General features: G+C 38.4%; 21 protein-coding genes. 16 read left to right on the top strand and 5 right to left on the bottom strand.

Annotation, left to right across the window (positions count from 1 at the left end; genetic code table 11):
- The first annotated feature begins 22 nt into the window (after positions 1-22).
- From DSM08_RS10370 to DSM08_RS10310, 13 genes are all read left to right on the top strand, one after another.
- On the top strand, positions 23-1,126 hold the full coding sequence (locus DSM08_RS10370; RefSeq protein ID WP_149526083.1) for a glycosyltransferase: 1,104 nt from the start codon (positions 23-25) through the stop codon (positions 1,124-1,126).
- An 8-nt stretch (positions 1,127-1,134) separates the two neighbouring features.
- Positions 1,135-2,127, top strand: a complete 993-nt coding sequence (locus DSM08_RS19450; RefSeq protein ID WP_149526082.1) for an acyltransferase family protein — start codon at positions 1,135-1,137, stop codon at positions 2,125-2,127.
- 7 nt (positions 2,128-2,134) lie between these two features.
- Positions 2,135-3,262 (top strand): glycosyltransferase, encoded by a 1,128-nt coding sequence (locus DSM08_RS10360; protein WP_149526081.1) that lies wholly within the window; start codon positions 2,135-2,137, stop codon positions 3,260-3,262.
- A 149-nt stretch (positions 3,263-3,411) separates the two neighbouring features.
- Positions 3,412-3,681 carry a PqqD family protein gene (locus DSM08_RS10355; RefSeq protein WP_149526080.1) on the top strand — a complete coding sequence of 90 codons (270 nt, stop codon included), beginning with the start codon at positions 3,412-3,414 and terminating at the stop codon, positions 3,679-3,681.
- 49 nt (positions 3,682-3,730) lie between these two features.
- Positions 3,731-4,786 (top strand): nucleotidyltransferase domain-containing protein, encoded by a 1,056-nt coding sequence (locus DSM08_RS10350; RefSeq protein WP_223110800.1) that lies wholly within the window; start codon positions 3,731-3,733, stop codon positions 4,784-4,786.
- 4 nt (positions 4,787-4,790) lie between these two features.
- A complete protein-coding gene (locus DSM08_RS10345) occupies positions 4,791-6,413 on the top strand; it encodes an ABC transporter ATP-binding protein (RefSeq protein ID WP_149526078.1) in 1,623 nt (540 codons plus the stop codon).
- Positions 6,414-6,457: 44 nt separating this feature from the next.
- Positions 6,458-7,354 carry a hypothetical protein gene (locus DSM08_RS10340; protein ID WP_149526077.1) on the top strand — a complete coding sequence of 299 codons (897 nt, stop codon included), beginning with the start codon at positions 6,458-6,460 and terminating at the stop codon, positions 7,352-7,354.
- Positions 7,355-7,364: 10 nt separating this feature from the next.
- The gene (locus DSM08_RS10335; protein ID WP_223110799.1) at positions 7,365-8,159 is read left to right on the top strand and encodes a polysaccharide biosynthesis/export family protein; all 795 of its coding nucleotides are present in this window, start codon (positions 7,365-7,367) and stop codon (positions 8,157-8,159) included.
- 9 nt (positions 8,160-8,168) lie between these two features.
- Positions 8,169-10,562, top strand: coding sequence for a GumC family protein (locus tag DSM08_RS10330; protein WP_149526076.1), 2,394 nt, complete (start codon positions 8,169-8,171; stop codon positions 10,560-10,562).
- Positions 10,563-11,168: 606 nt separating this feature from the next.
- Positions 11,169-11,570, top strand: coding sequence for a hypothetical protein (locus tag DSM08_RS10325; protein ID WP_187773836.1), 402 nt, complete (start codon positions 11,169-11,171; stop codon positions 11,568-11,570).
- Positions 11,571-11,575: 5 nt separating this feature from the next.
- On the top strand, positions 11,576-11,851 hold the full coding sequence (locus DSM08_RS10320; RefSeq protein ID WP_149526074.1) for a hypothetical protein: 276 nt from the start codon (positions 11,576-11,578) through the stop codon (positions 11,849-11,851).
- Between the two features lie 124 nt (positions 11,852-11,975).
- Entirely contained in the window at positions 11,976-12,923 is a 948-nt protein-coding gene (locus tag DSM08_RS10315) for a DUF5106 domain-containing protein (protein ID WP_149526073.1), read from the top strand.
- 232 nt (positions 12,924-13,155) lie between these two features.
- Complete coding sequence (locus DSM08_RS10310) at positions 13,156-14,364, top strand: MFS transporter (protein WP_149526072.1); 1,209 nt, start codon at positions 13,156-13,158, stop codon at positions 14,362-14,364.
- Here DSM08_RS10310 and DSM08_RS10305 read toward each other — a convergent pair.
- Positions 14,361-14,960 carry a class I SAM-dependent DNA methyltransferase gene (locus tag DSM08_RS10305; protein ID WP_149526071.1) on the bottom strand — a complete coding sequence of 200 codons (600 nt, stop codon included), beginning with the start codon at positions 14,958-14,960 and terminating at the stop codon, positions 14,361-14,363. The two genes, DSM08_RS10310 and DSM08_RS10305, sit on opposite strands and share 4 nt — an antisense overlap.
- 23 nt (positions 14,961-14,983) lie before the next feature.
- Positions 14,984-15,547 carry a DUF4230 domain-containing protein gene (locus DSM08_RS10300; RefSeq protein WP_246172214.1) on the bottom strand — a complete coding sequence of 188 codons (564 nt, stop codon included), beginning with the start codon at positions 15,545-15,547 and terminating at the stop codon, positions 14,984-14,986.
- A gap of 214 nt (positions 15,548-15,761) precedes the next feature.
- Between DSM08_RS10300 and DSM08_RS10295 the strand changes: the two genes are divergently transcribed.
- Positions 15,762-17,309, top strand: coding sequence for a TPM domain-containing protein (locus DSM08_RS10295; protein WP_149526070.1), 1,548 nt, complete (start codon positions 15,762-15,764; stop codon positions 17,307-17,309).
- Between the two features lie 13 nt (positions 17,310-17,322).
- A complete protein-coding gene (locus DSM08_RS10290; RefSeq protein WP_149526069.1) occupies positions 17,323-18,129 on the top strand; it encodes a hypothetical protein in 807 nt (268 codons plus the stop codon).
- 80 nt (positions 18,130-18,209) lie between these two features.
- Here the strand turns inward: DSM08_RS10290 and DSM08_RS10285 are convergent, their stop codons facing one another.
- The 3 genes from DSM08_RS10285 to DSM08_RS10275 form a co-directional block, all read right to left on the bottom strand.
- Positions 18,210-20,060, bottom strand: coding sequence for a glycoside hydrolase family 2 protein (locus DSM08_RS10285; protein ID WP_149526068.1), 1,851 nt, complete (start codon positions 20,058-20,060; stop codon positions 18,210-18,212).
- A 258-nt stretch (positions 20,061-20,318) separates the two neighbouring features.
- Positions 20,319-21,569, bottom strand: coding sequence for a glycoside hydrolase family 88 protein (locus DSM08_RS10280; RefSeq protein ID WP_246172212.1), 1,251 nt, complete (start codon positions 21,567-21,569; stop codon positions 20,319-20,321).
- An 82-nt stretch (positions 21,570-21,651) separates the two neighbouring features.
- Positions 21,652-23,511 (bottom strand): heparinase II/III domain-containing protein, encoded by a 1,860-nt coding sequence (locus tag DSM08_RS10275; RefSeq protein WP_187773835.1) that lies wholly within the window; start codon positions 23,509-23,511, stop codon positions 21,652-21,654.
- Positions 23,512-23,776: 265 nt separating this feature from the next.
- Here DSM08_RS10275 and DSM08_RS10270 point away from each other — a divergent pair, with 265 nt between their 5' ends.
- Positions 23,777-24,343: a hypothetical protein gene (locus DSM08_RS10270; protein ID WP_149526065.1), complete on the top strand. Its 567-nt coding sequence runs from the start codon at positions 23,777-23,779 to the stop codon at positions 24,341-24,343.
- Positions 24,344-24,345 lie beyond the last annotated feature (2 nt).

Below are 24,345 nucleotides of genomic sequence, written 5' to 3'. Positions count from 1 at the left end.
TTGCGTTAAGACTGAATAATTGATGAAAAAAATAGTTGTATCAGCCGTTAATTTGAATGTAGGCGGCACTTTAACAATATTGCGAGATTGCCTAAGTTATTTAAGTGAAATATCAAAAAATAATGAATATGAGATCATTGCTATTGTCTATGATAAAGAATTAGCCTACTATCCAAATATAACTTATATTGAAAACCAATGGCCAAAGAAAAGGTGGGTTAATAGGCTGTGGTTCGAATACGTCTCGCTCAATCGTATCTCTAAAGAAATAGGTCCAGTACATCTGTGGCTATCTCTGCATGATACGACACCGAATGTCGTTGCGGAACGAAAAGCAGTGTATTGTCATAACCCATTTCCATTTCACAAATGGAAGTGGAAGGAGCTTGCTTTTGCGCCTAAGATTGTGCTGTTCTCACTCTTTTCAAAGTATATTTACAAGAAAGGGATTTCCGATAATGACTACGTCATCGTTCAGCAAGCATGGATAAGAAATGAATTTGTTCGAATGTTCAAATTAAGCGAGAAACGTATTATTATTGCTTTACCAAACCTCCCCCAATTAGAAGAAGTTAATCATTTCGAAGATTTGACATCCAATAAAACTAAGTTCATTTACCCCGCATCACCCAATACACACAAGAATTTCGAATGCCTTTGTGCTGCTACAGCGATACTTGAAGAGATGACTGCGGAGGAATTTCAAGTGAATATCACTTTAAACGGTGAAGAAAATTCTTACTCCAAATGGTTATTTCGAAAATGGGGACACGTGAAGAGCTTGCACTGGATAGGGTTTGTTGACCGGAAGGAACTTTTTCATCAATATGCTCAAAGTGATTGTCTTGTGTTTCCTTCAAAAGTTGAGACTTGGGGATTACCAATAACGGAGTTTTCTATATTTAATAAAATGATGCTTTTGTCGGATTTGCCATATGCGAAGGAAACCGCGGCCGGAAGTCAGTACGTAAGGTATTTCGACCCCAATTCAGCCCATGAATTAGCCACATTGATGCTAGATGTCGTTAAAAAGAGAACTGATGAATTCACTGAAGTCAAGAAGATTAATATGGAGCAACCTTTTGTAAACAATTGGAATGATTTGTTCTTGAAGTTACTAGCGTAAAAAGGTATATGATATCGTTTCTATTTGTAGTCTTCTGTTTGTACTGCTTTTCATTAATAGCTAATAAGCTTGGATTTCAGTATTCGTCCTTTGATCAAAGTAAAACACAAGGACTTAAAGGGATAATGAGTGTGCTAATTATCCTCTATCATTTAACGAATATTGCTCAAGTAAAATTTTTGTCGGTCTTCGATTCGTGGGGTGCTCCGATAGTTTCGGTCTTCTTTCTGATTTCGGGTTATGGATTGATGCTGTCCTATCTAAAAAAACGAGATAGCTATCTTAATGGGTTTCTCCGCAAAAGGCTTCCGAATGTACTGATACCACTAATCACTCTTTCTGCATTATATATTTTCCTACTCTATCTGGATACCGGACTGATTCCGGAGAATATATTTAGCAACTTGATCGACAATGGAATAACTATTCTGCCCTTTTCTTGGTTTTCTTATTGTATTATCATTTTCTACCTTGCCTTTTTCCTTGTTTTTTCCCTCAAAGCTTTAAATATTAACGCTAAAACTACTCTCATGTTCGTTATTACGTTTTCCTTAATGATTTATACATACATGAAAGGTTTCGGACGTGAATGGTGGGTAAGTTCTCTTGCATTTCCAACTGGATTGGTATTAGGTTTATTTGTCGAAAAAAAGATTTATCCTTATACAAAAGGAAAATTTTGGAGTATTTTTTTTATTCCTCTATGCTGTTTATTATTAGCTGGAATCGTTAAATCAGGTAATGAATTGCTCTTTGCCTTCGCTTATATCATCATACCGCTAATGATTTTCCACTTAATGCAATTTGTAAAGTTGAAAAATAAGATATTAGAATTTCTGGGGAAAATCTCTTACGAATTATACCTAATTCATGGAATGTGGATATTTTTATTGCGGGGGCAAACTATTTACTTCAATTCGGAATATCTATTTGCATTATCGGTGCTTATCCTTACAATTATTTCAGCAACATTTTTTAATCGCTTATTCGCGAAAATATAGACAAACGATGAAAATACTGCAGGTTGGTAAGTTTTATCCCATCAGGGGAGGAGTCGAAAAGGTGATGTATGATATGACTCTTGGACTTTCACAAAGAGGAGTCGCATGTGATATGCTTTGTGCAACGACCGAAGATCATGAGGGCGGCACCATAGAATTGAATACGTTTGCTAAATTGTTCGTCATCCCGACTAAACTCAGTTTGGCAGCAACAAAACTAGCTCCTGGAATGATAAGTCGTTTGAGGAAAATAGCGAAGAAGTACGATATAATTCATGTTCACCATCCGGACCCTATGGCTTCATTGGCTTTATTCCTTTCGGGTTACAAAGGAAAAGTAGTGCTGCATTGGCACAGTGATATTCTAAAGCAGAAGACGCTGTTAAGGCTTTATAGCCCTTTGCAATCCTGGCTCATTAAACGAGCAGATGTTATTGTCGGCACAACTCCAGTATATGTAGAACAATCACCGTTTTTACAAAAATATCAACACAAGATCGATTATATTCCAATTGGTATTCCTCCAATACAATCAGATAGTACTAACGTCAATCGAATTAAAGAACGTTATGCTGGAAAGAAAATAGTATTTTCATTGGGTAGACTGGTGGAATATAAGGGCTTCGAATATTTAATAAAGGCAGCGGATTATTTAAGTGATGATTACGTCGTTCTAATTGGCGGGAAAGGTCCATTGCATGATGATCTTACTCAGCTTATCCAAGATCACAATTTAACACAAAAAGTAGAGCTACTTGGCTTCCTATCAGACGAAGAGGTCCCGGATTATTTCAAGGCATCTGATCTGTTTTGTATGAGCTCTATATTAAAAACAGAGGCATTTGGGATTGTACAATTAGAAGCAATGGCAAGTGGAAAGCCTATTGTATCGACCAATATTCCAAATTCCGGTGTAAGCTGGGTGAATCAGAACGAAATTTCGGGACTAACTGTTCCAATTGAGGACGCATCTGCGATCGCAAATGCCATTCAATTGATACTATCTAATGACGAATATTATGAACGGTTATCCTTAGGAAGTTTGAACAGATATCAATCACTTTTCACATTGGATAACATGGTAGATAAAAGTTTACAAATATATAATCAGATTTTATCGAATTACAAGGTATAAGTAAGTTTGCTGTTCGAATTTACTTGTTTTGTCTATTCATCTACTGAAACACTGTCTTAGGTCTATTTAGAACTAAATAGTTCGTGAGAAACTGTAAAGTCCAAGTTAAAACGTTTGTTCGTTAATTTCTAATATAATATGTAATTTACATGAAGTTAAGAGAAGATTTAAAGTTAAGAAACATTGGAGGGGAACACATTATTGTCGATCCAGGACAAGAAATGGTAGATCTTTCCAAAGTCTTTACTTTAAATGAAACCGCGGTTTTTTTATGGGAAAATCTAGAAAGTAAACAATTTTCAATAGACTTCATTATTGAGCTATTATTGGAGACTTTCGACTGTGATGCAGAGGTTGCCCGCAACGATGCACAACAATTTATAGATGATTTAAAAAAGGGCGGTTTGATCGTTGAATAATATTGATTAAATGATCGAAAGCAGAATCTTATACGCCTTTTATGAGTTATTGCGTAGTGGATTATGGAATTCTCCAATAACCTATCAAGATAACTTCCCTCTTTCCAAACAAGAGTGGACCACGCTTTATTTGTTTTCAATAAATCATACGGTGGACGGGATTGTTTTTGATGGAATACAAAAGCTTGATCTTGAACTGCAGCCACCAAAGGAAATTCTAATTAACTGGTTAGTACGGACTGAGAAAATTGAACAAAGAAACGATTGGATGAATAATATCTTGTTAGATCAAGTCGACTTCTTTAAGTCAGCGGGGATATCACCAATTCTACTTAAAGGTCAAGGATTAGCGCAGTGTTATATCAATCCTAAACGGCGTGTTTCGGGAGATATAGATTGGTATTTTGCTGATGATGCTACTTTTTTAAGAGCAAAGAATATCTTAGAAAAAAATGGATTCAGAATTGATGAAACGCCCGGCTTCAGTGCGAGTTTTATGTGGAAAAATTGTGAAACCGAAATTCATCAAAGAATGTTCGATATTCATAACCCATTAATTCGCCATTATTTCAGAAAAATAGAAGAATCAGAGTCGGAAAATAAGTCCATGTTTATAGTAAACAATACAGAGGTATACAGGCCTTCACCTTTATCAAATTTGGTTCAGATAAATCTCCATATATTAAAGCACCTATTGTCTTTCGGAATTGGAATGAGACAATTATGTGATTCCGCGAGGGCTTATGTTAGCTTAGAGAACGCATATGATAAGAAAGCTCTTTACTCGCTTTATAGGAAAATTGGCGTACTAAAATGGATTAATCTTCTTCACTTAATTCTCGTTGATAAATTTGGTTTATCTGAAAATGTACTTCCATTCGAACTAAATAGAAAAGCAGATTATAACTGGATGTTGAGCGATATCCTCAATGCAGGAAATTTTGGTTTCCATAACGAAGAATATAAGGAAGCTGAAAATAAGACTGGGAAGCGTGCCGAAAGCAAATCTAGAATCTTTTCCAATCTAATGAAATACATCAAAGTCGCACCGCAAGAAGCGGTATCATTCCCGATTGTACATTTCTATTCCCGATTTAGCTCGTAAATTAATGCAAGCGAGTTTACAATATCAAATGAAATGGGCCTGGCGATTAGCTGATGGGTATAAAGGAAGATTGTTCCTTTATTTTATCCTGGAGTTGATCGTCATAGCATCCTCGTTGTACTTTATTTTGCTGTCAAAACAAGCCATCGATCTGGCGATTGTTGGCGACCGCGAGAATGTTAAAAGTATAATCGTATTAGCTATTTCAGCGGTTTTGATTGGCTTAATCTTAAAAAGCTACTCCAATTGGTTAAATGAGAAAACGAGAGTGGAAATGCTTATATCACTCCAGAATAGATTAATAAATACGCAGATGCTTTCTACCTGGAAGTTTATTAAGAAATGGCACTCTGGAGATATTCAACTAAGAATCAATGCAGATAGCAACGAGGTCGTTCAAATGATCGGAAATACTTTTATAGTGTTCATTCTGACTTTTGTTCGCCTATTGGCCTCTTTCTTTGTCCTCTGGTCGATGGATCCTATGCTTGCGTTTATTATTCTTGCAATTTCGCCATTGCTGGTATTCTCGAAATTGTATTTTAAGAGACTACGATCTTTGAACGCTAACCTTAAAAGGATGGAGAGTTACTTCTCTCAGGTCGTTCAAGAGAACTTGCGATTAAGAATGTCTATTCGCGCACTCGGTATGCAGTCGACAAGATGGAATAAAGTAGTCGAATCGCAAAAGGATATTTATGATTTAAGATCAAATTTGCTTAATTTTTCCATCCTTTCTCAAGGCATTTTAAAAGCGTCCGTCAACTTTGGATTTTTGTTAACCTTTGTTTGGGGGATTTATAAACTACTCGAGAACGAGATATCCTTCGGTATGATGACTGCCTTCCTTCAACTGGTGGGACGGATACAAAGTCCGGTTTTAGGAATGATGAGTTTCGTTCCACAGTTTATTAAATTTAGAACGGCTGTGGATCGGATAGATGAACTGTTGTTGACGGATTTAGAGGAAGAGGAAAAGCCGGAACTATTAAATTCAATAGACTCAATCGCTATCGAATCTTTATCCTTTCGTTATGAAGATAATTTGATCGTCGATGATTTTAATATGGAAGTTAAATCTGGTGTGCCGACAGCGATAATCGGTTCTAGCGGAAAAGGGAAAACCACGCTGATTCGTCTATTATTATCCTTAGTTAAACCCGATAGTGGGGCCATATGGCTTCATGAAAGTGGAAAGCAAATCCCTCTATCAACCCGTCACAGGATTAATATTGCCTATGTACCTCAAGGTGATAAACTTTTCTCAGGAACAATTAGAGAAAATCTTTTGATTCATAATAGCACAACGGAACAGCGGCTAAGGGATGCCATCTATCTTGCCTGTGCAGAATTCGTGTATGAATTACCAGATGGCCTAGATACCTATGTTGGCGAGTCTGGATATGGTTTGTCAGAAGGCCAAGCACAGCGAATCGCCCTTGCGCGTGCTTTAACGCGCGATTGCAAAATTTGGTTATTTGATGAAGTGACATCTGCCTTGGATACGAAGACCACGGCGATACTGCTAGATCGGTTGATGATAGCAGGAAAAGATAAAATAGTTATTTATGTGACGCACGATTTAGCATTGGCTAATCGATGTGAACACGTTATTTATATGCAATAAAAATTAGAAGTTTTGGACGAAACACTAAATGCAGATTGGATAAAATGAAAGAATTAAAATTTGTTGTAGCTGATATTGGTATTGTGATCCGTCATAGTGAGGACCTTTCATTTCAGGGTGAACTGAACAGTTTTAAAAATTTCGTTACTGCTGACATTGATAGTAATCTCCCATTAATTCATTTTGAACTCATTGAACAATCTTTTAATGAAAGTAAAGATGATTTTAAGCTTTTAAGCGATATTTCGATCGTTTGGGGAGATAACTTCAAATTTATGGAATCTGCGGACTCCTACTTAACCATTATTGATGAGGTTGAGAATAAGAACGGAAAGGTGTGGAAGATGGAGAGTGAGAAAACGTTTATTCAAAACAACATTTATTTTAATAGAAATAACCTAGTAGGGTCATCAGCACTTAGTTGGCTCATCATGGTTGCATTTGGACAGGCTTCGCTCCGTTTTAATACCGCATTGATTCATTCATCCGTAGTGTATAACGATGCAGGTGCTATCGCTTTCCTAGGAAAAAGTGGCACAGGAAAGAGTACTCACAGCCGCTTGTGGTTAAATCATATTGACGCTTATCAACTTTTAAATGATGATAATCCTGCAGTTAAAATTACGGAGGGAGGAGATGCTTATATATTCGGCACTCCATGGAGCGGAAAGACAGCATGTTATGTAAATAAGAAAGCTAAATTGCGTGCAATTGTCCGATTAAAACAAGCTCCATTCAATAAATTTACTGATATGCTGGGAAAGGATGCTTTAATGACCTTATTGCCGAGTTTTACTGCACTACGTTGGAATAAAGAGATTTTTTCAACGATGATAAATGTGATTGAAAACATAATAACGAAAGTAAATGTTGGATACTTAGAATGTTTGCCGAATGAAGATGCGGCGAAATTAAATTATGAAAGTATAAATAAATATTAATCCTATAGAAATGAATAAAAATTTGTTATTTATTGTAATGGTATTAACCACCTTCCTAACAGCCTGCTCCGTTGGTCAAAAGATTATATACGTAAAGGATATGCCCGAATCGACTGAAATTCCATTAAGTCCAATCCAACCCCTCACTGTACAGAAAAATGATAGACTAAGCATAAACATTAGTGCGAAGAATCCGGAATTAGCAGCACCATTTAACGATGATATGCTAGGATACTCAGTAGGTAGAGGAGGCGAAGTTGTTTCGAAAGGAACTTCGATAAATAGAACTGCAGGCTATTTAGTTGACCAAAATGGCAATATTGAGTTTCCGATACTTGGTACAATCGCTGTAGAAGGGAAATCGGTTGAACAGGTTAAGAACTCAATAAAATCTCGTTTAATGGATGAGAAATATATTAATGATCCAATAGTAAAAGTTGAATTAACAAACATCAAGGTTAGCGTTATGGGAGAAGTTGCTGCAAAAGGAGTTCTTGATGTTCCAGATGCGAGAATTACTTTAATTGAAGCGATTACACGAGCTGGAGGACTTACAAGGAATGCAGCAGCTGATCGGATTGTAGTCATAAGGGAACAGGACGGAAAACGCATTAAGCTGATTGCAGATATTGAAAAGCAAGATATTTTTGAATCTCCAGCGTATTATTTAAAGCAAAATGACCTTGTTTTTGTGGAGCCGAGAGATACTGAAACTACACCGAAAGAAGATCGAACATGGAGATTTGTTTCGGTAGGATTAGGAATAGTCACAGTGGTGTTGACTGCGTTTAATTTAATTAAGTAAGCGATAATAATGAATACAAAAAATAAGAGTTTTGTTCCGACGAGCGATTCAAAAACGATAAACATAGTTGATGTCCTCAATTACCTTCAACACTATTGGAAATGGTATTTGTTATCAATATTGGTTTCTACAGCGTTCTTTTATTATCAGTATAGTATTTCACCTTTCGTTTACAAGAGAAGTGAAACAGTAATGATCAAAACTCCTGAAAATACACCTGCATCGAGTAGAGTGACTCGGTCGTCAATGTATTATAACACAGTTAGTGTTGCAAGCGAGATATTGCAGCTAAAATCGAAAGAGTTAATGAGACAAACCGTTGCCGAATTGGATGCCAACATTAGTTATGTCGAGAGAAGGGGCTTACGCGATGTCGAACTTTATAAGGACTCTCCAATTCTAGTTAAATTCAAAAATGATCGCCACGATGATACTCATACGTTCTACGTAACAGGTATTGATCAAAACACGGTAGAATTATCAGGATTTGACCGTACATCCAAAAATATAACTGTAAAATTCAATACAGAGGTAGAAACTCCGGTCGGGAGGTTAACACTCTTCGCTAATGAAAATTATACAGAGTATTTTTTTGGTACTCAAATTAAAATTTCTAAAAACAGCGTTAATGCGACTGCAGGTTACTTTTTAGGCAACCTTACAATAAACCAAATGCAGGACGATGCGTCCTTGCTAGAAATTAGTATTCAAGATGGTTCTTCTAAAAGAGCTGATGAAGTGATTACAAAACTAATTGAAGTTTATAATGGCATAACGATCGACGATAAAAATCAAATCGCACGAAATACGGCAGATTTTATCCAAAGACGATTGACATTAATTGAAAAGGATCTGGACTCAGTTGAGTCGAATATTGAGAGACTTAAGACGAACAATCAAGGAATCGATTTAGCAACTTCTGGAGAAATGTATCTTAACGAGAGCCGCCAATTTCAAAATGAAAAGCAGAAAATCGAGACAGATATCAAACTTGCTCAAATGATGCGCGACTATATGCGTACTGCAGAGAGAGAAAAGGATTTGATTCCAAACAATACAGGGTTGGTCGACGCGAATATTGAAACGCAAATTAATGAGTATAATACGCTTTTGCTCAAGAAAAATAGATTGGAGGAAGGAAGTAGCATTGAAAATCCTATTGTAATCGAATTAAATAGGGAATTAAATTCAATGCGTTCAAATATTAATCGTGCTGTTGACAACGCAACCGAGGGACTAAGAATAAAGCTTGGGAATGTTAATAGAGAGTATACTCGATTAACAGGGAAAGTAATGGAGACGCCGCAAAAGGAGCGAACGATGTTGTCCGTTGAGCGTCAGCAAAAGGTTAAGGAGGAATTATACTTGTTCTTATTGAATAAGCGTGAAGAAAATGCGCTTAACAAGGCGATGACCGAGAATAACATGCGGATAATAGACCCAGCAGCAGGTTCCGATGCGCCTATAGCGCCGAGCAAATTTAGGAAATTAGCTTTAGGTATGGGAATAGGGCTAATGCTACCAACATTTATTTTACTGATGATGCTGATGCTAGACTCAAAAGTGCGAAGCAGAGCGGATCTTGAAAACAACCTTTCCATTCCTTTTTTAGCTGAGATACCTTTGATGGTGGACAAGCGAACAAAAACCGACGTCAAAGTCCAAGAAAATGGTCGAGATCCTCTGACAGAAGCTTTCCGAATTTTAAGAACGAATATCAGCTTCATGAATCCGGATGATGAAAACAATAAGGTTATTATGTTTTCGTCGTCTAGAATCGGTGCTGGTAAAACCTTCTCCGCTTTAAATCTTTCGGCAACTTTGGCGTTCCTGAACAAGCGAGTAGCCATCTTAGACTTAGATATCCGTAAAGGTACGTTGAGTTCCAAGTTCAACCTTCCAGTAACGAAAGGTGTCACTCACTTCCTTGCAAACTCGGTCGTGACTTTGGATGATATTACCTACAAAACGAATCTAGTGGAAGGTTTTGATATCGACTTAATCCCGATTGGCGTGCCTGCACCTAATCCTGTAGAATTACTACTGACGAAGAGACTGGATTCCCTTGTTGAGCAATTAAAAGAAAGATACGACTATGTCGTTATTGATAGCGTGCCTATTGAAATTGTGGCGGATGCGTATATTTCGAACCGTGTGGCCGATATGACGGTTTTCGTTATCCGCTCGGGTAACTTAGATCGCCGCCAGTTACCGACTATCGAGAAAGTATACGAGAATAAAAAGCTCAAAAACATGGCAGTAGTTCTTAATGGTGTCAAAGAAGATCCAAGATCTTATGGCTATGGCTATGGCTATGGTTACGGCTATGGCTACGGTTATGGCTATGGCTATGATGTGAAGAAGAAACGTGGTTTCTTCGATAAACTATTCAAAAAAGCATAGATTAATTTTTCTGTATAAACGTAAAAGAAGCTGTCTCAAAAAGACGGCTTCTTTACTTTCGTAGCGTCTCATATAGGCGCAAAACAACAGATCATCGGCCAGCATTGCTCTAATTGTCTAATGGTTTAAAATCTTACTGTCTTATTGTCCATCTAACTAAAGGACAAATACCACTCAAACCCAATTCAAACCCAATGTAAACCCAATATAAAACCATATCAAAGCCCTTTTGAATTGGGTATAGTATGGGTTTGATAAGGATAATGAAAGTCTGATATTGTGCTTTGTCCCTTCTCTGGTAAAGCCTAACCTTTTCGATACAACGATTATTATTTCATTGCAAACCGCGTTGCACATCTGTATCCGTTTCTTTTCCATGTAATAATGATGCGCTCAAGGTTAATTTAATGTGATTTCTGATTTAATACGCGAATTAATAGCGATAATAAATTACCTTTGAATTTATTAAAATTAACTTTAGAGATTTGTTTAGACATAACGTGCCCCACATAGTTTTTTACGATTGATATTCTAGCGAGCTACGAACTCGAATTTAGAAGTAACATGCCCATAGCTAATAATTTAATAATTACCGATTCTCTTTACATGAAAAAGTTCTTCTTTTCCCTCTTGGCAATTTGTGTTTGCCATACTTCGCAATCAAAAACGTTCATCGATCCTAGTGAGCCTCCAAAGAAACCAACATACAGAAATTTACGATTCAGTAACATTCAAGATTATTGGTTTGTCGGTCTCAGCTCTGGTGCTGCAATTTATTTTGGCGATCATGATAAGCAACTCGAAATTGAAGAACGGTTTAGTCCAAAGTTCGAAATCTTCGCTGCTAAGTGGTTTAATGATAGTTTTGGTTTACGGCTGAACATAGGAGGTGTAGAATATAAGGGTTTGACACAAAATAGAAGCCTGTCTACCGGAAAGATATTCGACCCAAAACAACGACTGTTGCACCAGCGACTAAAATATTCAGTACGAATGCTGACCTGTTAATAAATGTGTCAAATGATTTACATGGCTATAACTATAATCGGACCTATAACTTTATCCCATTTGCTTCGATAGGGCTTATCGTCGGATTGGACCATGCTAAAGCCACTTGTTTAAGCCCCGGAATGGGAATCTTACAAACATTTAGGTTGAATGATCATTTAGATATCCACCTGGATTTGCGCGGAAACATACATGGAGATGGTTTTGATGGGGAATATGGCGGACGAGACTTCGATGTAACCCTTGCTGCATTGCTGGGAATAAATTTGAAATTGTGGTAAACATATGGATAAGTATTCTACTACATTTATCTAATTCTATAGTCTTGGTACTCTTTTTGGAACAAGACTATTTTTATCTTTACTATCATTCAAAAACTATAGCGCACTTTGCTTTTATTCGAATATGAAAAACCCGAAAACAATACTACTCTTATGTGTCGTCTCAATTGCTGGAATTTTGTTATCCTGTAATCAGGAGAAGAAGTCCAATACGGCCGTAAATACAGAAAATAACTCATCGACTGAGTACAAGCCTCCTCAAGTACCTTCTAACTTAACGAGTAAGGAAGAGCAACTCAATTATTTGTTTAATCACTATTGGGATAATTTCAATTTTAGCGACACGGCGAAGATAATCGACTCTGAATACGCTGAGCAAGCCTTCGTGAATTACCTTGCTATTTTCCCAGCTGTTTCCCCATCACAGTTGAAGGAAGGAATTACAGATTTCTTAGATCAAGCGAAGCAGGAACAAAAAGGATTCGACTTCTTCAAAAAGAAATTAGATAGCTATCTCTATGACCCTAATTCGCCGATGCGTAGTGACTCGTATTACGAACCTGTACTCGAATATTATACAAGCTCTGATAAGGTCTCAGCGGACGAGAAAACGCGTTATAGGATATTGTTAGATCTTGCACGTAAGAACAAAGTGGGTTCAACAGCAACAGATTTTATTTATCAAACGAAAGAAAAGGCAATCAATAAGCTGCACGACCTTGAAAACCCATTAATATTGCTTATGTTTTATGAACCGGGCTGTAGCAATTGTGAGCAAGTAATAGGCGTATTGAAAGAACAGGAGTCAATCAATCAAATGATTGCTAATAAACACATGCAGATCCTTGCTATCTATCCCGAGGGTAATTTAGAAATATGGAATGACTATGCTGCAAACATTCCTTCAAACTGGATCAATGGGGTGGATGAAAGGCAGGAGGTTCTGAATAAAGGGCTGTATGATCTAAAAGCTTCTCCGACAATTTATCTATTGGATAAGGATAAGAAAGTTATTCTGAAAGATACTGACTTAAACGCCTTAGGAAATTACTTAGCGTCTCAAGGTTTATAGCATTAGCTGATATTAGCCTCTATTTTACCAATCTAATCTAAAGAAATACTAAAATAGAGGTTTTCTTAAATAGCTTTCTTAAAGTAGAATGTAATACCTGCGTCTAAATCGTTGACTTGCGGGGTTAAAGACAGCATATTAATTCGTTTAATTCAATATATCTGCTACATTTGTCGACGTCGAACTTAGTTTATGATTTCTCGTTGCAGAAATTTGAGTTAAAGGAAGAAACATGCTTAAAACAACTACCGCTTACGATCCGAATAAGACTTCTTATCCTATCTTGATTGCCATTTGTTTGGCGCACTTATCCAACGATTTAATACAAGCCGTAATCCCGGCCTCATATCCTTTGTTGAAAGATAATTTCCATTTGAACTTCGCTCAAATTGGGATTATAACTTTCTGCTTTCAATTGGCATCCTCTTTATTACAGCCTATTGTGGGTATGTATACAGATAAGCATCCGAAGCCATATTCGCAAATTATTGCCATGATGTTTTCCTTCGTGGGGATTATCGCTTTGTCCTTCGCCAACAGTTATTACGCGGTACTGTTCGCAGTGACAATGGTCGGCATAGGGTCGTCCATCTTTCATCCCGAATCTTCTCGTGTAGCATACTTATCATCAGGTGGTAAGCGTAGTTTAGCTCAATCTATATTTCAGATAGGTGGAAATACAGGAACTGCATTAGCGCCATTGTTATTGGCTTGGTTCGTCATCCCGGCAGGTCAGCGGAATATACTATGGTTTATCGTCGTCGTGTTAATTGCCCAATTAATTTTAAGCTACATCGCAAGATGGTATGTCAAAGTCTTAGAGTATGCTAGAACACAAGCCAAGAAGCAGATCAAGCTTCCAGACCTATCGCAGACTAAAATTGTGATGTCTATCGTGGTTTTACTTTTATTGATATTTTCCAAGTATGTATATGTAGCGAGCATAACGAGCTATCTGCAATTCTACATGATGGATAAATTTGCTATTTCGGAGATTGCGGCTCAAGTTTATCTTTTCTACTTCCTTATCGCGATTGCGGTCGGTACGCTATTTGGAGGCTTCTTAGGCGACCTTATTGGTCGTAAATATATAATTTGGTTATCCGTATTAGGATGTGCACCTTTTACCTTGATGCTTCCTTATGCAAATGAAATGTGGACCGGTATTTTGGTTTCGGTAATAGGCTTAATCATGGCATCGGCATTTCCATCCATCCTCGTATATGCGCAGGAACTGCTCCCGAAGAAAATCGGAATGGTTTCCGGGTTGTTCTATGGCTTCGCATTTGGAATGGGAGGCCTAGGGGCTGCGATTTTAGGATGGTTTGCTGATAAAACTTCCTTGGAAAGTATCTATTTGGTATGTTCCTATTTGCCTCTTTTGGGGATTGTGGCTTATTTTCTTCCAGATATGAAGAGGATTAAATACAAAGATGCTTAATCCTCCTTCAGTTGGCATAACCATATGGTTGCACCGCCACAATTTGGATCTGCTACCACATGCTGAATGACCGAGAAACTTTGCTCTTTGAGTAAAGAATTATATTCTTGTTTGCACAAAGAGGCATGATAAAGGTTTTGGCCGTTATTCATTCCCCAGGCTTCCCCTTCGTCGGGACCACTCGTGAATAGCAATATGCCCTTTGTTTTAAGATGCTTTTTAAATAGTGGAAACATGTCGCGTTGCTCATGCTGTGCGAGATGAAAGAAGCTATGCCATGCGATAATGGCGTCAAATTTTTCATCTAGATCAAGATCACGCATATCCTGATGAATAAAATCTCCATCCGGAAAGTTCCTTCGCGCGATTGCAAGCATAGCGCTGCTTGCATCTGCTCCGCATAGTGAATAACCTTTTTCCTTGAAGTATCCGTATATGGGCTCGCCAGTTCCACAACCAAGGTCTAAAATGCGTGAATTCGTAGGGATATGCTCAATCAAGCGATCTAAATAGGGTTTTTCCATTAAATCTTTACTTCGATTTGTTGAGAACCAATCAGCAATGATATCATAGTTCTTGAAGACATCCCTTTTCATATTCTTATTTTTCGTAGCGTATGTTATTCAAATCCGATGCTGTACTTCTTATATCCTAATCCTTCCATAAGGGGTTTGAATATATCGACTGCATTTTTCTTGGTTTGCTCAAGAATATCCGATTTTTTCACTTGTTTCGTAATTTCGTTTTCTGCCGCTTTGAATGCTTCGTCTACCATATTCGCTTCCCTGAAAAATGCCATCTTCGTATCATAAACTTTCGACTCTCTATGATCAATCTTTACGTAACATATTTCTGGATTGGGTAGTGTTATATGGACAGAGTCCTCCAAAACTTCAACGTCGTCCGACTTCAGTTTGCTTAAATCCACGCAACCAACAGCGTCAGCCTTGATTATAAGCAACACACTAGCATCTGGAAGAAATTGTGAGATCACCTTATGCTCTACGACATCCGATAGGCGATATTTCACCAATTCCAACTTGCCCATGGATTCTATGCGTTCTAGTAGAACTTGATGGTTGCTTACCGTATTCGTTTTGGGTTTACTGATTTGCCAAATGAACCATCCTAATCCAACCACAACGATCAATAAGATAATTACCTTTAATAGTTTTGTCATCATACTTCCTTTAAGTCAAATAATAGACCACAATCTATTATTTGTGTTATTAGACTGTAAAGACGAGGTTAAGATTATGTTGGTAACTAAGTATTTACAGTTATCGAAGAGAACATGACAGAATAAGAGTAACCTTTATTCGCAAAAAATATCATTATAACTTAGATGAAAAGTATCATTATTAATGAGTAGTTTTAGTATAGATATTTAATCTTATATGCTATCTATTAGAAACAAGAATCTCGTATTATTCGTCTTGCTCTTGATGCAGTTTTGCTGGCCCTTATTTGCACCGGCTCAACTTGTTTCTGGACCTGAGGTATTTGAAGAGCCGCGACAAATCGCTGCTGAACGTTTTACCGTAGAAAGTCTACCCAGTCCGAAGAAACAGGGACAAGATTTCTACGTGACGAATCCGAATGCTATTCTGTCCACAGAAACGGTTTTCAAACTTGATCGCATGTCCAAGCTTATTGATTCGCTGACCGGCGCTGAGTTTGCCATTGCTGTTGTTAATGATTACGAAGGCGATAGTGACTTTCAATTTGCCCTAGACCTATTCAACAAATGGGGGATTGGAAAGAAAGACGCGGACAATGGCCTGCTTTTGTTTCTAGCGATCGATCGTCGAGAGTATCGTTTCATAGCCGGTTATGGTATGGAGTCAGTGATGCCAGACGCTTATTTAAAGCGAATTGGCGAAAAGTATCTGGTACCTAAATTTCAAGTCGGGGACTACGATCAAGGGGTGCTGGATGCCGCTACTTTCATCAGCGAGGTTCTTATGTCGCCTGATATCAGAGCAGAGCTGGAAGCCCGTTTACCGGAAGCAACGCCGTTTTGGAGCTTTCGAAATGTGTATTTTAAGAATTCCCTATTAGTATTGGGGATGTTCGCTTTCTTCTATTTAGTGGTTCACTTTGTTTCATCCAGACTCATCAAGAAACCGAACAAAAAATATCCTTATGTCCCCATATTTGCAGGATTGGGATGTATGGGAATTTTAATGTTTCTTACGGTTTTTTTATTTGCTTTCGTCTTCAATAACCTAGAGTTCATATATCAAAAAAAGCACTTACCTTATTTTGTATTCGTACTGGGGGGAATCATTCTGGCAATGAAAATAACCTATACCCGCACGAGCATTAGTAAGAGCTATACTGATACAGAGGAAAGGGCAAAAGCTATCAATAAGTTTCTGACATTCACATTTATTCCTATGATCTTATCACCGCTAGCTTGGTTTGATTTAGTCGGTATCATATCAAGAAAAGCAAAAGATAGAAAGCGATTTGTACCACCAGATAATTCTAGAGATTGGCAGCGTGTCAATCGGGATCTGTCGGAGAAGGAAATCAAGACCTATCTTAGTAAAGGAAATTTGAAGGAAGAAAGTATCAAATCTCGAAGCTATGAAATTTGGGAAAATCTTCGAACGAAGAAGATTACGCTTATACCTTGGGATATTAAATCTAGTTTTAAGGAATGTCCGCACTGCCATTTTTTTACCCTGCGAAAAGGGAAGCGGCATACGATTATTGCTGCAACCTATAGCAAGACTGGAAAAGGTGAAAAAGTTGATGATTGTGAGAATTGCAGTTATCGCGTAGTCATCGATACTTATACCATTCCCAAGAAGGTGAGAAGTAGCAGCAGTTCCTCGGGCGGTAGTTCATCGAGTGGCTCTTCCGGGGGAGGTAGTTCCTCAAGTGGAAGTTTTGGTGGCGGCTCATCGGGTGGTGGTGGAGCTGGCGGTAGATGGTAAAAAGATAACATCGATGAAAAATTATAAAATAAATATCCCCATAGCCGTGTTGTTAGTCCTGCTATTCATAGCGTACAAGAATAAAAAACAGGATAAACAGCCAATTGAGGTACAACAGGTTGTGTCGGTTGTAGACTCTGTTTCTGTAGGAGAAATTGTTTATGAGAATGACACATTATCCTTGTCTATAATCGATTCCATTGACTTTTTCAAAGCTAAGGCGCTATCGAAAGTGCCGAGTGAGCAAGACACGATTCCTTATATTAGCGATTTTTCCATCGCAAAGGAAATGCTTAAAGGCGAGGTAACTTTTGGCGGCTGGAATGACAGTTTTAAAGTAGACTCGAATATTGTAGGCGAATCGATCGCTTTTATTCGCTTCAATAATGGCGACACGATCAACCCGAACTATTTAAAATACACTTGGGATGCAGGTTTCGTCCGTTATTATCCGTCGGAACGTATTCTCCTGATGGAAGGAGGTCATACGTCCGATTTCTCTATCGATTTAGAAAAACGTTTGGCCGATGTGGAATTAGTTGGAAATCCTGCCTATATCATTGCGTCGCCGTCTGGGCAATATCGCCTTAATGGGTGGTTTCCAGGCCAGGAATGTTCAGAATATTTTATTCAGAAAAAGGAATCAAAAGGATATGGGTTACTTGCTAGATTGCCTCTAAGTATCGCTGACTATGGCTTTGATCTCTGCACTTTAATTGATGTATTCTGGAAAACAGATAAGGAGCTTTATTTTCGTAATCATTTCTTTGGAGACGTTGAGGATGAGCGAATGCATTTCTTCAAAGTACTTATCAAATAGGTGCCTGGATATAGAAAAATAGTAATGAGACTGTTAATTAAAACGCCTCATTACTAGAGATTTGTTATGCTATAGATAATCTAGTTGATCAAGTTCTTGTCGTAGAGCTTCTCATTAATTTCCCTAAGTTCTGCTGTAGGAATCTTGATGACTTTTCGATCATAGGTCATGAGACCATTGGTTTCAATCTCTACATCTGTAGTTTGTGTGTAAACAGCTGCAGAAAGTCCTAGCTGTAATAGTTTGGTTAGATCCGTAATCAATTCCGAATAGCGTTTCTTTAGTTCTGCAACGCTCTTAAAGGATTGATATCCCCAGTTATCTTTTGCTTGCCAGGTATGTCCTTCAATGGGCAAACCTAATCCACCGAACTCACCGTTTGCCAAAATAAAGTCTTTACCGAATCTAGCAGGATCTGGCATAGCGGGCTCAGGATAGTTGTGGAGATCTAATATATCGCCAGGAGCAAGGTAGTTTCCTCCGCTTGCTCCATTAACAAGGCGAGAAGGATCTTTTTGCTTGGTCCATTCTACGATTTCTTTCGTTTTAAATTGTCCCCAAGCCTCATTGAACGGCACCCACACTACGATACTTGGAAAGTTATGCAACTGTGTCATGATGCTATTCCACTCTTTCTTGAATATAGCCTCTGACTCTGGCGTTCGGTCTTTATCTTGCTTTCCCGCGCGGAATTTACCGGGGTGCATGTCCCAGTTGTTGCCCCCTAGGTCTCCACTTGGCATATCTTGCCAAACTAAAACTCCGATACTATCGCAGTGTCTGTACCAACGAGCAGGCTCAACTTTAATATGCTTACGGATCATGTTGAAGCCCATTTCCTTGGTTTTTTCTATGTCGAATTTAAGCGCCTCGTCCGTTGGTGCTGTATGTAATCCATCGGGCCACCAACCTTGATCTAGGGGACCGTAATGGAAGAGAAACTCATCATTGAGGTACATTCGCTCAATCCCTTTCCGATCAGTTTTTTTCGAAATCTTACGCATCGCAAAGTAACTCTTAGCCTGGTCAACGACCTTGCCTTTCCGCATCAGCTTCACTTCTAAGTCGTAGAGTTTTGGGTTGCTTGGGCTCCATAAACTGATATTTTCTAGCTTTAGTTGTTGAGTCTCAGTAGGCGCATTTGATGATTCCGCGATCTTCTTTCCATTATCGTAGGCGATGATGTGTAGAAGGTCGCCCGCTTGGGCAGCTTCAATATCTGCAGAGAATGTTAAGCTGGATTGATCTACTTGAGGAGTTTGATGGGTACTTTTGATATATGATTTGGGTACTGATTCTAACCAAACTGTTTGCCATATACCGGAAACAGGGGTGTACCAAATAGAATGTGGTTTGTTTATTTGTTTTCCTCTTGGTTGAGGACCGTCGCTTGTAGGATCCCAAACGCGAACTGCTATTTGTTGTTTGCTTCCCTTTTTTAGAGCTTTGCTGATATCGACACTGAAGGAATTAAATCCACCTTCATGCTTCGCAACAGACTGCCCGTTGACAAAAACTTCGCATTGCCAGTCCACTGCGCCGAAATGAAGAATCGTTTTCTCATTTTTTAGTTTTTTGGAAAGAACGATATCAGTTGTATACCAAAGAGCTTGATCTTTATTCAGGCTCTTCCCAACGCCAGATAGCGCAGACTCGATAGCGTAAGGAACGAGTATATTTCCATCCCAATTCGTTGGTAATTGCGATACAGAAATATCGGTAACTGCGTATTTCCAAAGACCATTCAGATTCTGCCAGTTGTTCGATCTTACCAATTGAGGTCTGGGATATTCCGGATGAGGTTGTTTAGGGTCGACTTTAGTCGCCCATTCCGTCAGAATCTTATCGCCCGAGGGTTTCCATTCTTGGGCATGCCCGTAGGATAAAGTCATTGCCATTAGATAGGAGAGTATAACTGATCTTCTAATCATAAGTGATTTGTTTAGGTATATGCTTGATTAAAACTATCACGTTTCCATTGAAGCACAAACAAGATTGAAAGTTCTTGATCGTCTTTGAAAACAGACACTTTCAGAAAAATAGGTTTCTTAATGCAATATAACTAAAATAACCAGATTAGTTCAAACAGCTATCCTGTGCTGTAGGCCAAACTATTCAACCTCTAATCGCTTCTGCGACCAGACCAATAAAGATATGTGTACAGTAAGAAAACAAGTATTCTGAATAAATTAGTTCTTTAGTTCTTTTAAGCGCGTCAATCCCTCTAGGAAATAATAATCAGCGTACGTTAGTGGTACATCGACTTCCGAGTTATGGGGCTGGCTTCCAACGCTGTGTTTCAACAGAAATCCGCCATTCGTACCGTAATCTGCGAAATAAGCAGGAGAAGCTAAGGTTTCAAGTGTTTCCTTTGCGAAACTTAAAAATAGCGCTTTATCCTTTGCTTTAGAAAATGTCGAAAGTTCAATCAATGCTGATGCAACGATGGCAGCAGCGGATGCATCTCGCGGGATATAATCTAATTGACGTTTTGGAAAGTCAACGTCGGAACGATAGCCATCCTGATGTGCATTAAAGTCCCAATAAGGAATCTTATCAGACGGTAGATTAGGATGGTTAATATAGAATTTAGCGGCTTGCTGCGCAGTTTTCAGATATTCGACTTTTTTAGTCTCTCGGTACATCATGGTAAATCCATATATTGCCCATGCTTGTCCGCGCGACCAAGTCGACTCGTCGGCATAGCCTTGATTCGTTTGATGATGAATTGCTTTTCCGTTCTTATCATAGTCAACAACATGGTACGTAGAGTAGTCTTTCCGGAAGTGGTTCTTCATGGTCTTATCGGCATGAGATATCGCGACCTTCCTATATTTCGGATCGCCTGTTAAGTCAGAGGCATAGCAGAGCATCTCCAGATTCATCATATTGTCGATTATGACAGGGTATTCCCAAACCGTTTTTTCATCCCAAGCTTTCTTTTTATTCCATGATTTTATCAAACCTACTTTCGGATCGAAGCGACGCAGTGCGGTATTTGACGAATGAATGATAATGTCTTGATATTCTTTAATCTTTGCAGGGTCATTTGAATATTTTATTCCGTTTCCATAGGAACAATACATAACGAAGCCAATATCATGATGCTGGTCTAGATCTTTAGCTTTTTCCAAATCCTCAGTCCATTTGATCGCTTCTGCTTTGGTTTGTTCATTTCCTGATTGGTGGTATAAGAACCATAATGAGCCCGGAAAGAATCCTCCTGTCCAATCCCATTCATCAGTTCCTTTCAGTTTGCCCTCTTTATCTATGGTGCGTGGGAATCGTTTCAAGACCTCAGCTTCCTTACAAAGAGATTCATATTGCTTCTCCGCCGACTTAAAAGCTTTATCAATAAAATTCGTTTGGCTTGGAATCATATTGATAAAAAGAACAGCACTTGCTGCGGCTACAATAGGGATAGTTTTTAATTTGTTCAAGCTTATTTTCATAGGTCAGATGTTAGTGGGTTATTTCGTCAACAGAAGATACACTAAGGTGTTTCGGCGGGCCTTCTGCTTCTTATTTTATACTGAAACGGTAGACTCCTTTCTTTGTTGTCGTCTTTGCTTTCAAGCTTAGGCGATAAATCTGATTGCCCCAAACTTTGCTTAATCGAATATCATCCTGCTCAATTGCTTCTACCGATGCGTCGAATAAAGACTTATCATAAGATAGGGCATAGGCACCGTCATTAAGTTCCACAATTCCGGTTTTTACCCTTGGCTCTTTTGCCAACAGAAAATGAATAACATGCTCCGTTAGTGGACTTTCAATATCAAACTGATCGGTAATTAGCAAGCCTTTATTCTCGACTCTATATTTGCGTATCCAAGAGTTGATCTTAGCTTCTTTCGGATAGGCTCCAGCAATCTCAAGCTCAAATTCCCGCTTTTTGGCGTCAAACCTGTTGTTTTGTGATTTATATTGTGCGCCAAAGCGTTGTTGATATCCATTAATTCGAGGAAGATTGTGGTAATCGCTTTGCATCGTCCAGATATCGTAACGTTCCTTCGAAAATGTTTTTTTATTATAGGTGCCGACACCCGCGTCGATAAATACCGGTTGTTCACCCAAGAACAGCAGGAAACTGCCGACGTCATTGTGGTTATGACTTTCTTTGTTGAATCCGCCTTTGGCGGCAAAGAATAGGTTTTGATCTCGTATATAGAGAAATTCTGTTTCCGGATACCATTTATAAGCGTTTGTTGGAGTGGAGGAAGATTCCAGAGCAATGTGTTGAAAGGTCGCTAAATCCTCTAAACTTCGAAAGGCATCTCTGCCAAATCTAAATTGCGTTGGCTCCTTATCGTGAAGGTATTTGGCAAATCGTTGCATTTCTTTGCTGTTTACCGAACGGCCATAACGGTAGATCAATAGCGGATCGGCAGTACTTTTTGCAGAGGCATCGGCGAAATTAACAACCCATGAATCACCGCCGACATAGGACTGGGCGATATATTCGCCCATGTCTTTGATCATTTGTTGATCAAAGAAGTTGACTTTATCCCCTGTAGCCAATGAAAGCATTTTGAGATAATCGTATAATTTTCCTGCAGCATGTCCCCAGTAGGACGGGCCTTCCTCACAAGCGCCATCATGCTTGATATAGTTGATGAATTTATCAACCGATTGCATCGTTTTGTAAATCCCTGCGACTTTCTGCTGTTCATTGTCTTCGATTAAAAGCAAGCAAGTCAGTACGTTGAAATTGCACCAAGGATTCCAGTTGTTAACCACTTGTGCTGGCGTTATGTCGAAGGCCTGCCACCACATGTCATTTCGTGTCAAATAAGGTTGTATTACACGCGCTTTAATGTTCGTTTTTAGACGGGAAGCAATCTCCGGATTTACCTTATCCATTTCTGCCTTAAAGAAGTAATGAATCCATGAGAGCATAGAACCCATATCACCTGCAACAAGGTCAACCACATGAGTGTCCGACTGCGGCAAGCTTCGCTTGGAAGATTGATACCCCGGGACGTGTGCGGATAATGACCAGGTGCTCATTTCTGTGAAGTACCAAACCCCATTTATGATTTGATCGAGAAATCGTCCCTTGCCCTCAGCAAGTTCGGCTAAAAATAACTTGCTTAAAGCTTTGGCATTTTCATTCATCGGCTTTTCCATAATTACTCGAGAGCCGTTACGTTCAAACGCAAGGTAATCTGTCGCTTTGACGACTTGCCATTGGTACTTTAAACAAGCTTCACCTTCTTCAATCAAAGTATTATAGACAGAAAGGGTTAAAGCTTTCCAGCCGTGACGATCCTTGTAATCCGGATAGGGAACCCATTTTTTTGAGCTTGATAAACTTTTCCGTATATCTTCTTCTGAAAAGCTTTTCGTCAATAAATTTAGCTCGACTTTTGGGTTCAACATTCCTTTTGAAGGAATAGCTATCAACAGAATAAAAATAAAAATAAGGAAGCGGCTCATTTCAATTGGTTAAAAAAGGTTATGCGATACGATATTCTAAAATACTATTACATATAGATATAATGAGATAAAAGTAACGAAATCGATTTCATACGCTTCGAGACTGTGAATTGTTATTTAAGAAAACTTTTTTTCTGAAAACTTTCTTTTTTGTTGGTTATACTTGCTAATTTTCTATAGAATTTTAACTCTACTACACTATACTATTATGCTTCTAAAAACTATTAATTCTACAACTGCTTTTATTATTGCATTGTCATCGGTTTCTTTTGCACAGGAAAAACTCACAATAGATCAATTGCATGCAAAAATCGAAAACTTAAATTCACAGATTAATAGCCTGCAAGCTGCAGTTCACAAGCTCGAAGATCGCATTCCTTATTACGAAGGCGTATTACAATTACAGCAATCTGAACCGAAAATCAAATCGAAAACATACGAAGTCATTCTCAATAAAGTACAGTTTGATTCCGATGCTAACAATATTGTCATAAATGGCATTATTAAGCAACATACCGCTACGACAGGATACAGACCGATACAGGCGCATGATATTCATATAATTACTCCTGAAGGAAGAATTATTAAAACTGATTTTGCAATGAATGGAACGGCGCATTTATTTGTTGACAAGCCAGAAATTGATATTCCCTATGCTTTTACAATGACTTTCCCATTGGAAGTTAAAATCCCTAAGCTTGCCATGCTGAAATTTGAAATAGGTTCTGGGGCAGGAAATGAAGCGTTTGTTTTCAAGGGTCTGACTGTAGAATAATT

It is taken from the genome of Sphingobacterium hotanense, assembly GCF_008274825.1.
Classification (GTDB): domain Bacteria; phylum Bacteroidota; class Bacteroidia; order Sphingobacteriales; family Sphingobacteriaceae; genus Sphingobacterium; species Sphingobacterium hotanense.
Note: the sequence above shows the minus strand (reverse complement) of the source record. Positions and strands in the feature narration are given on the sequence as shown.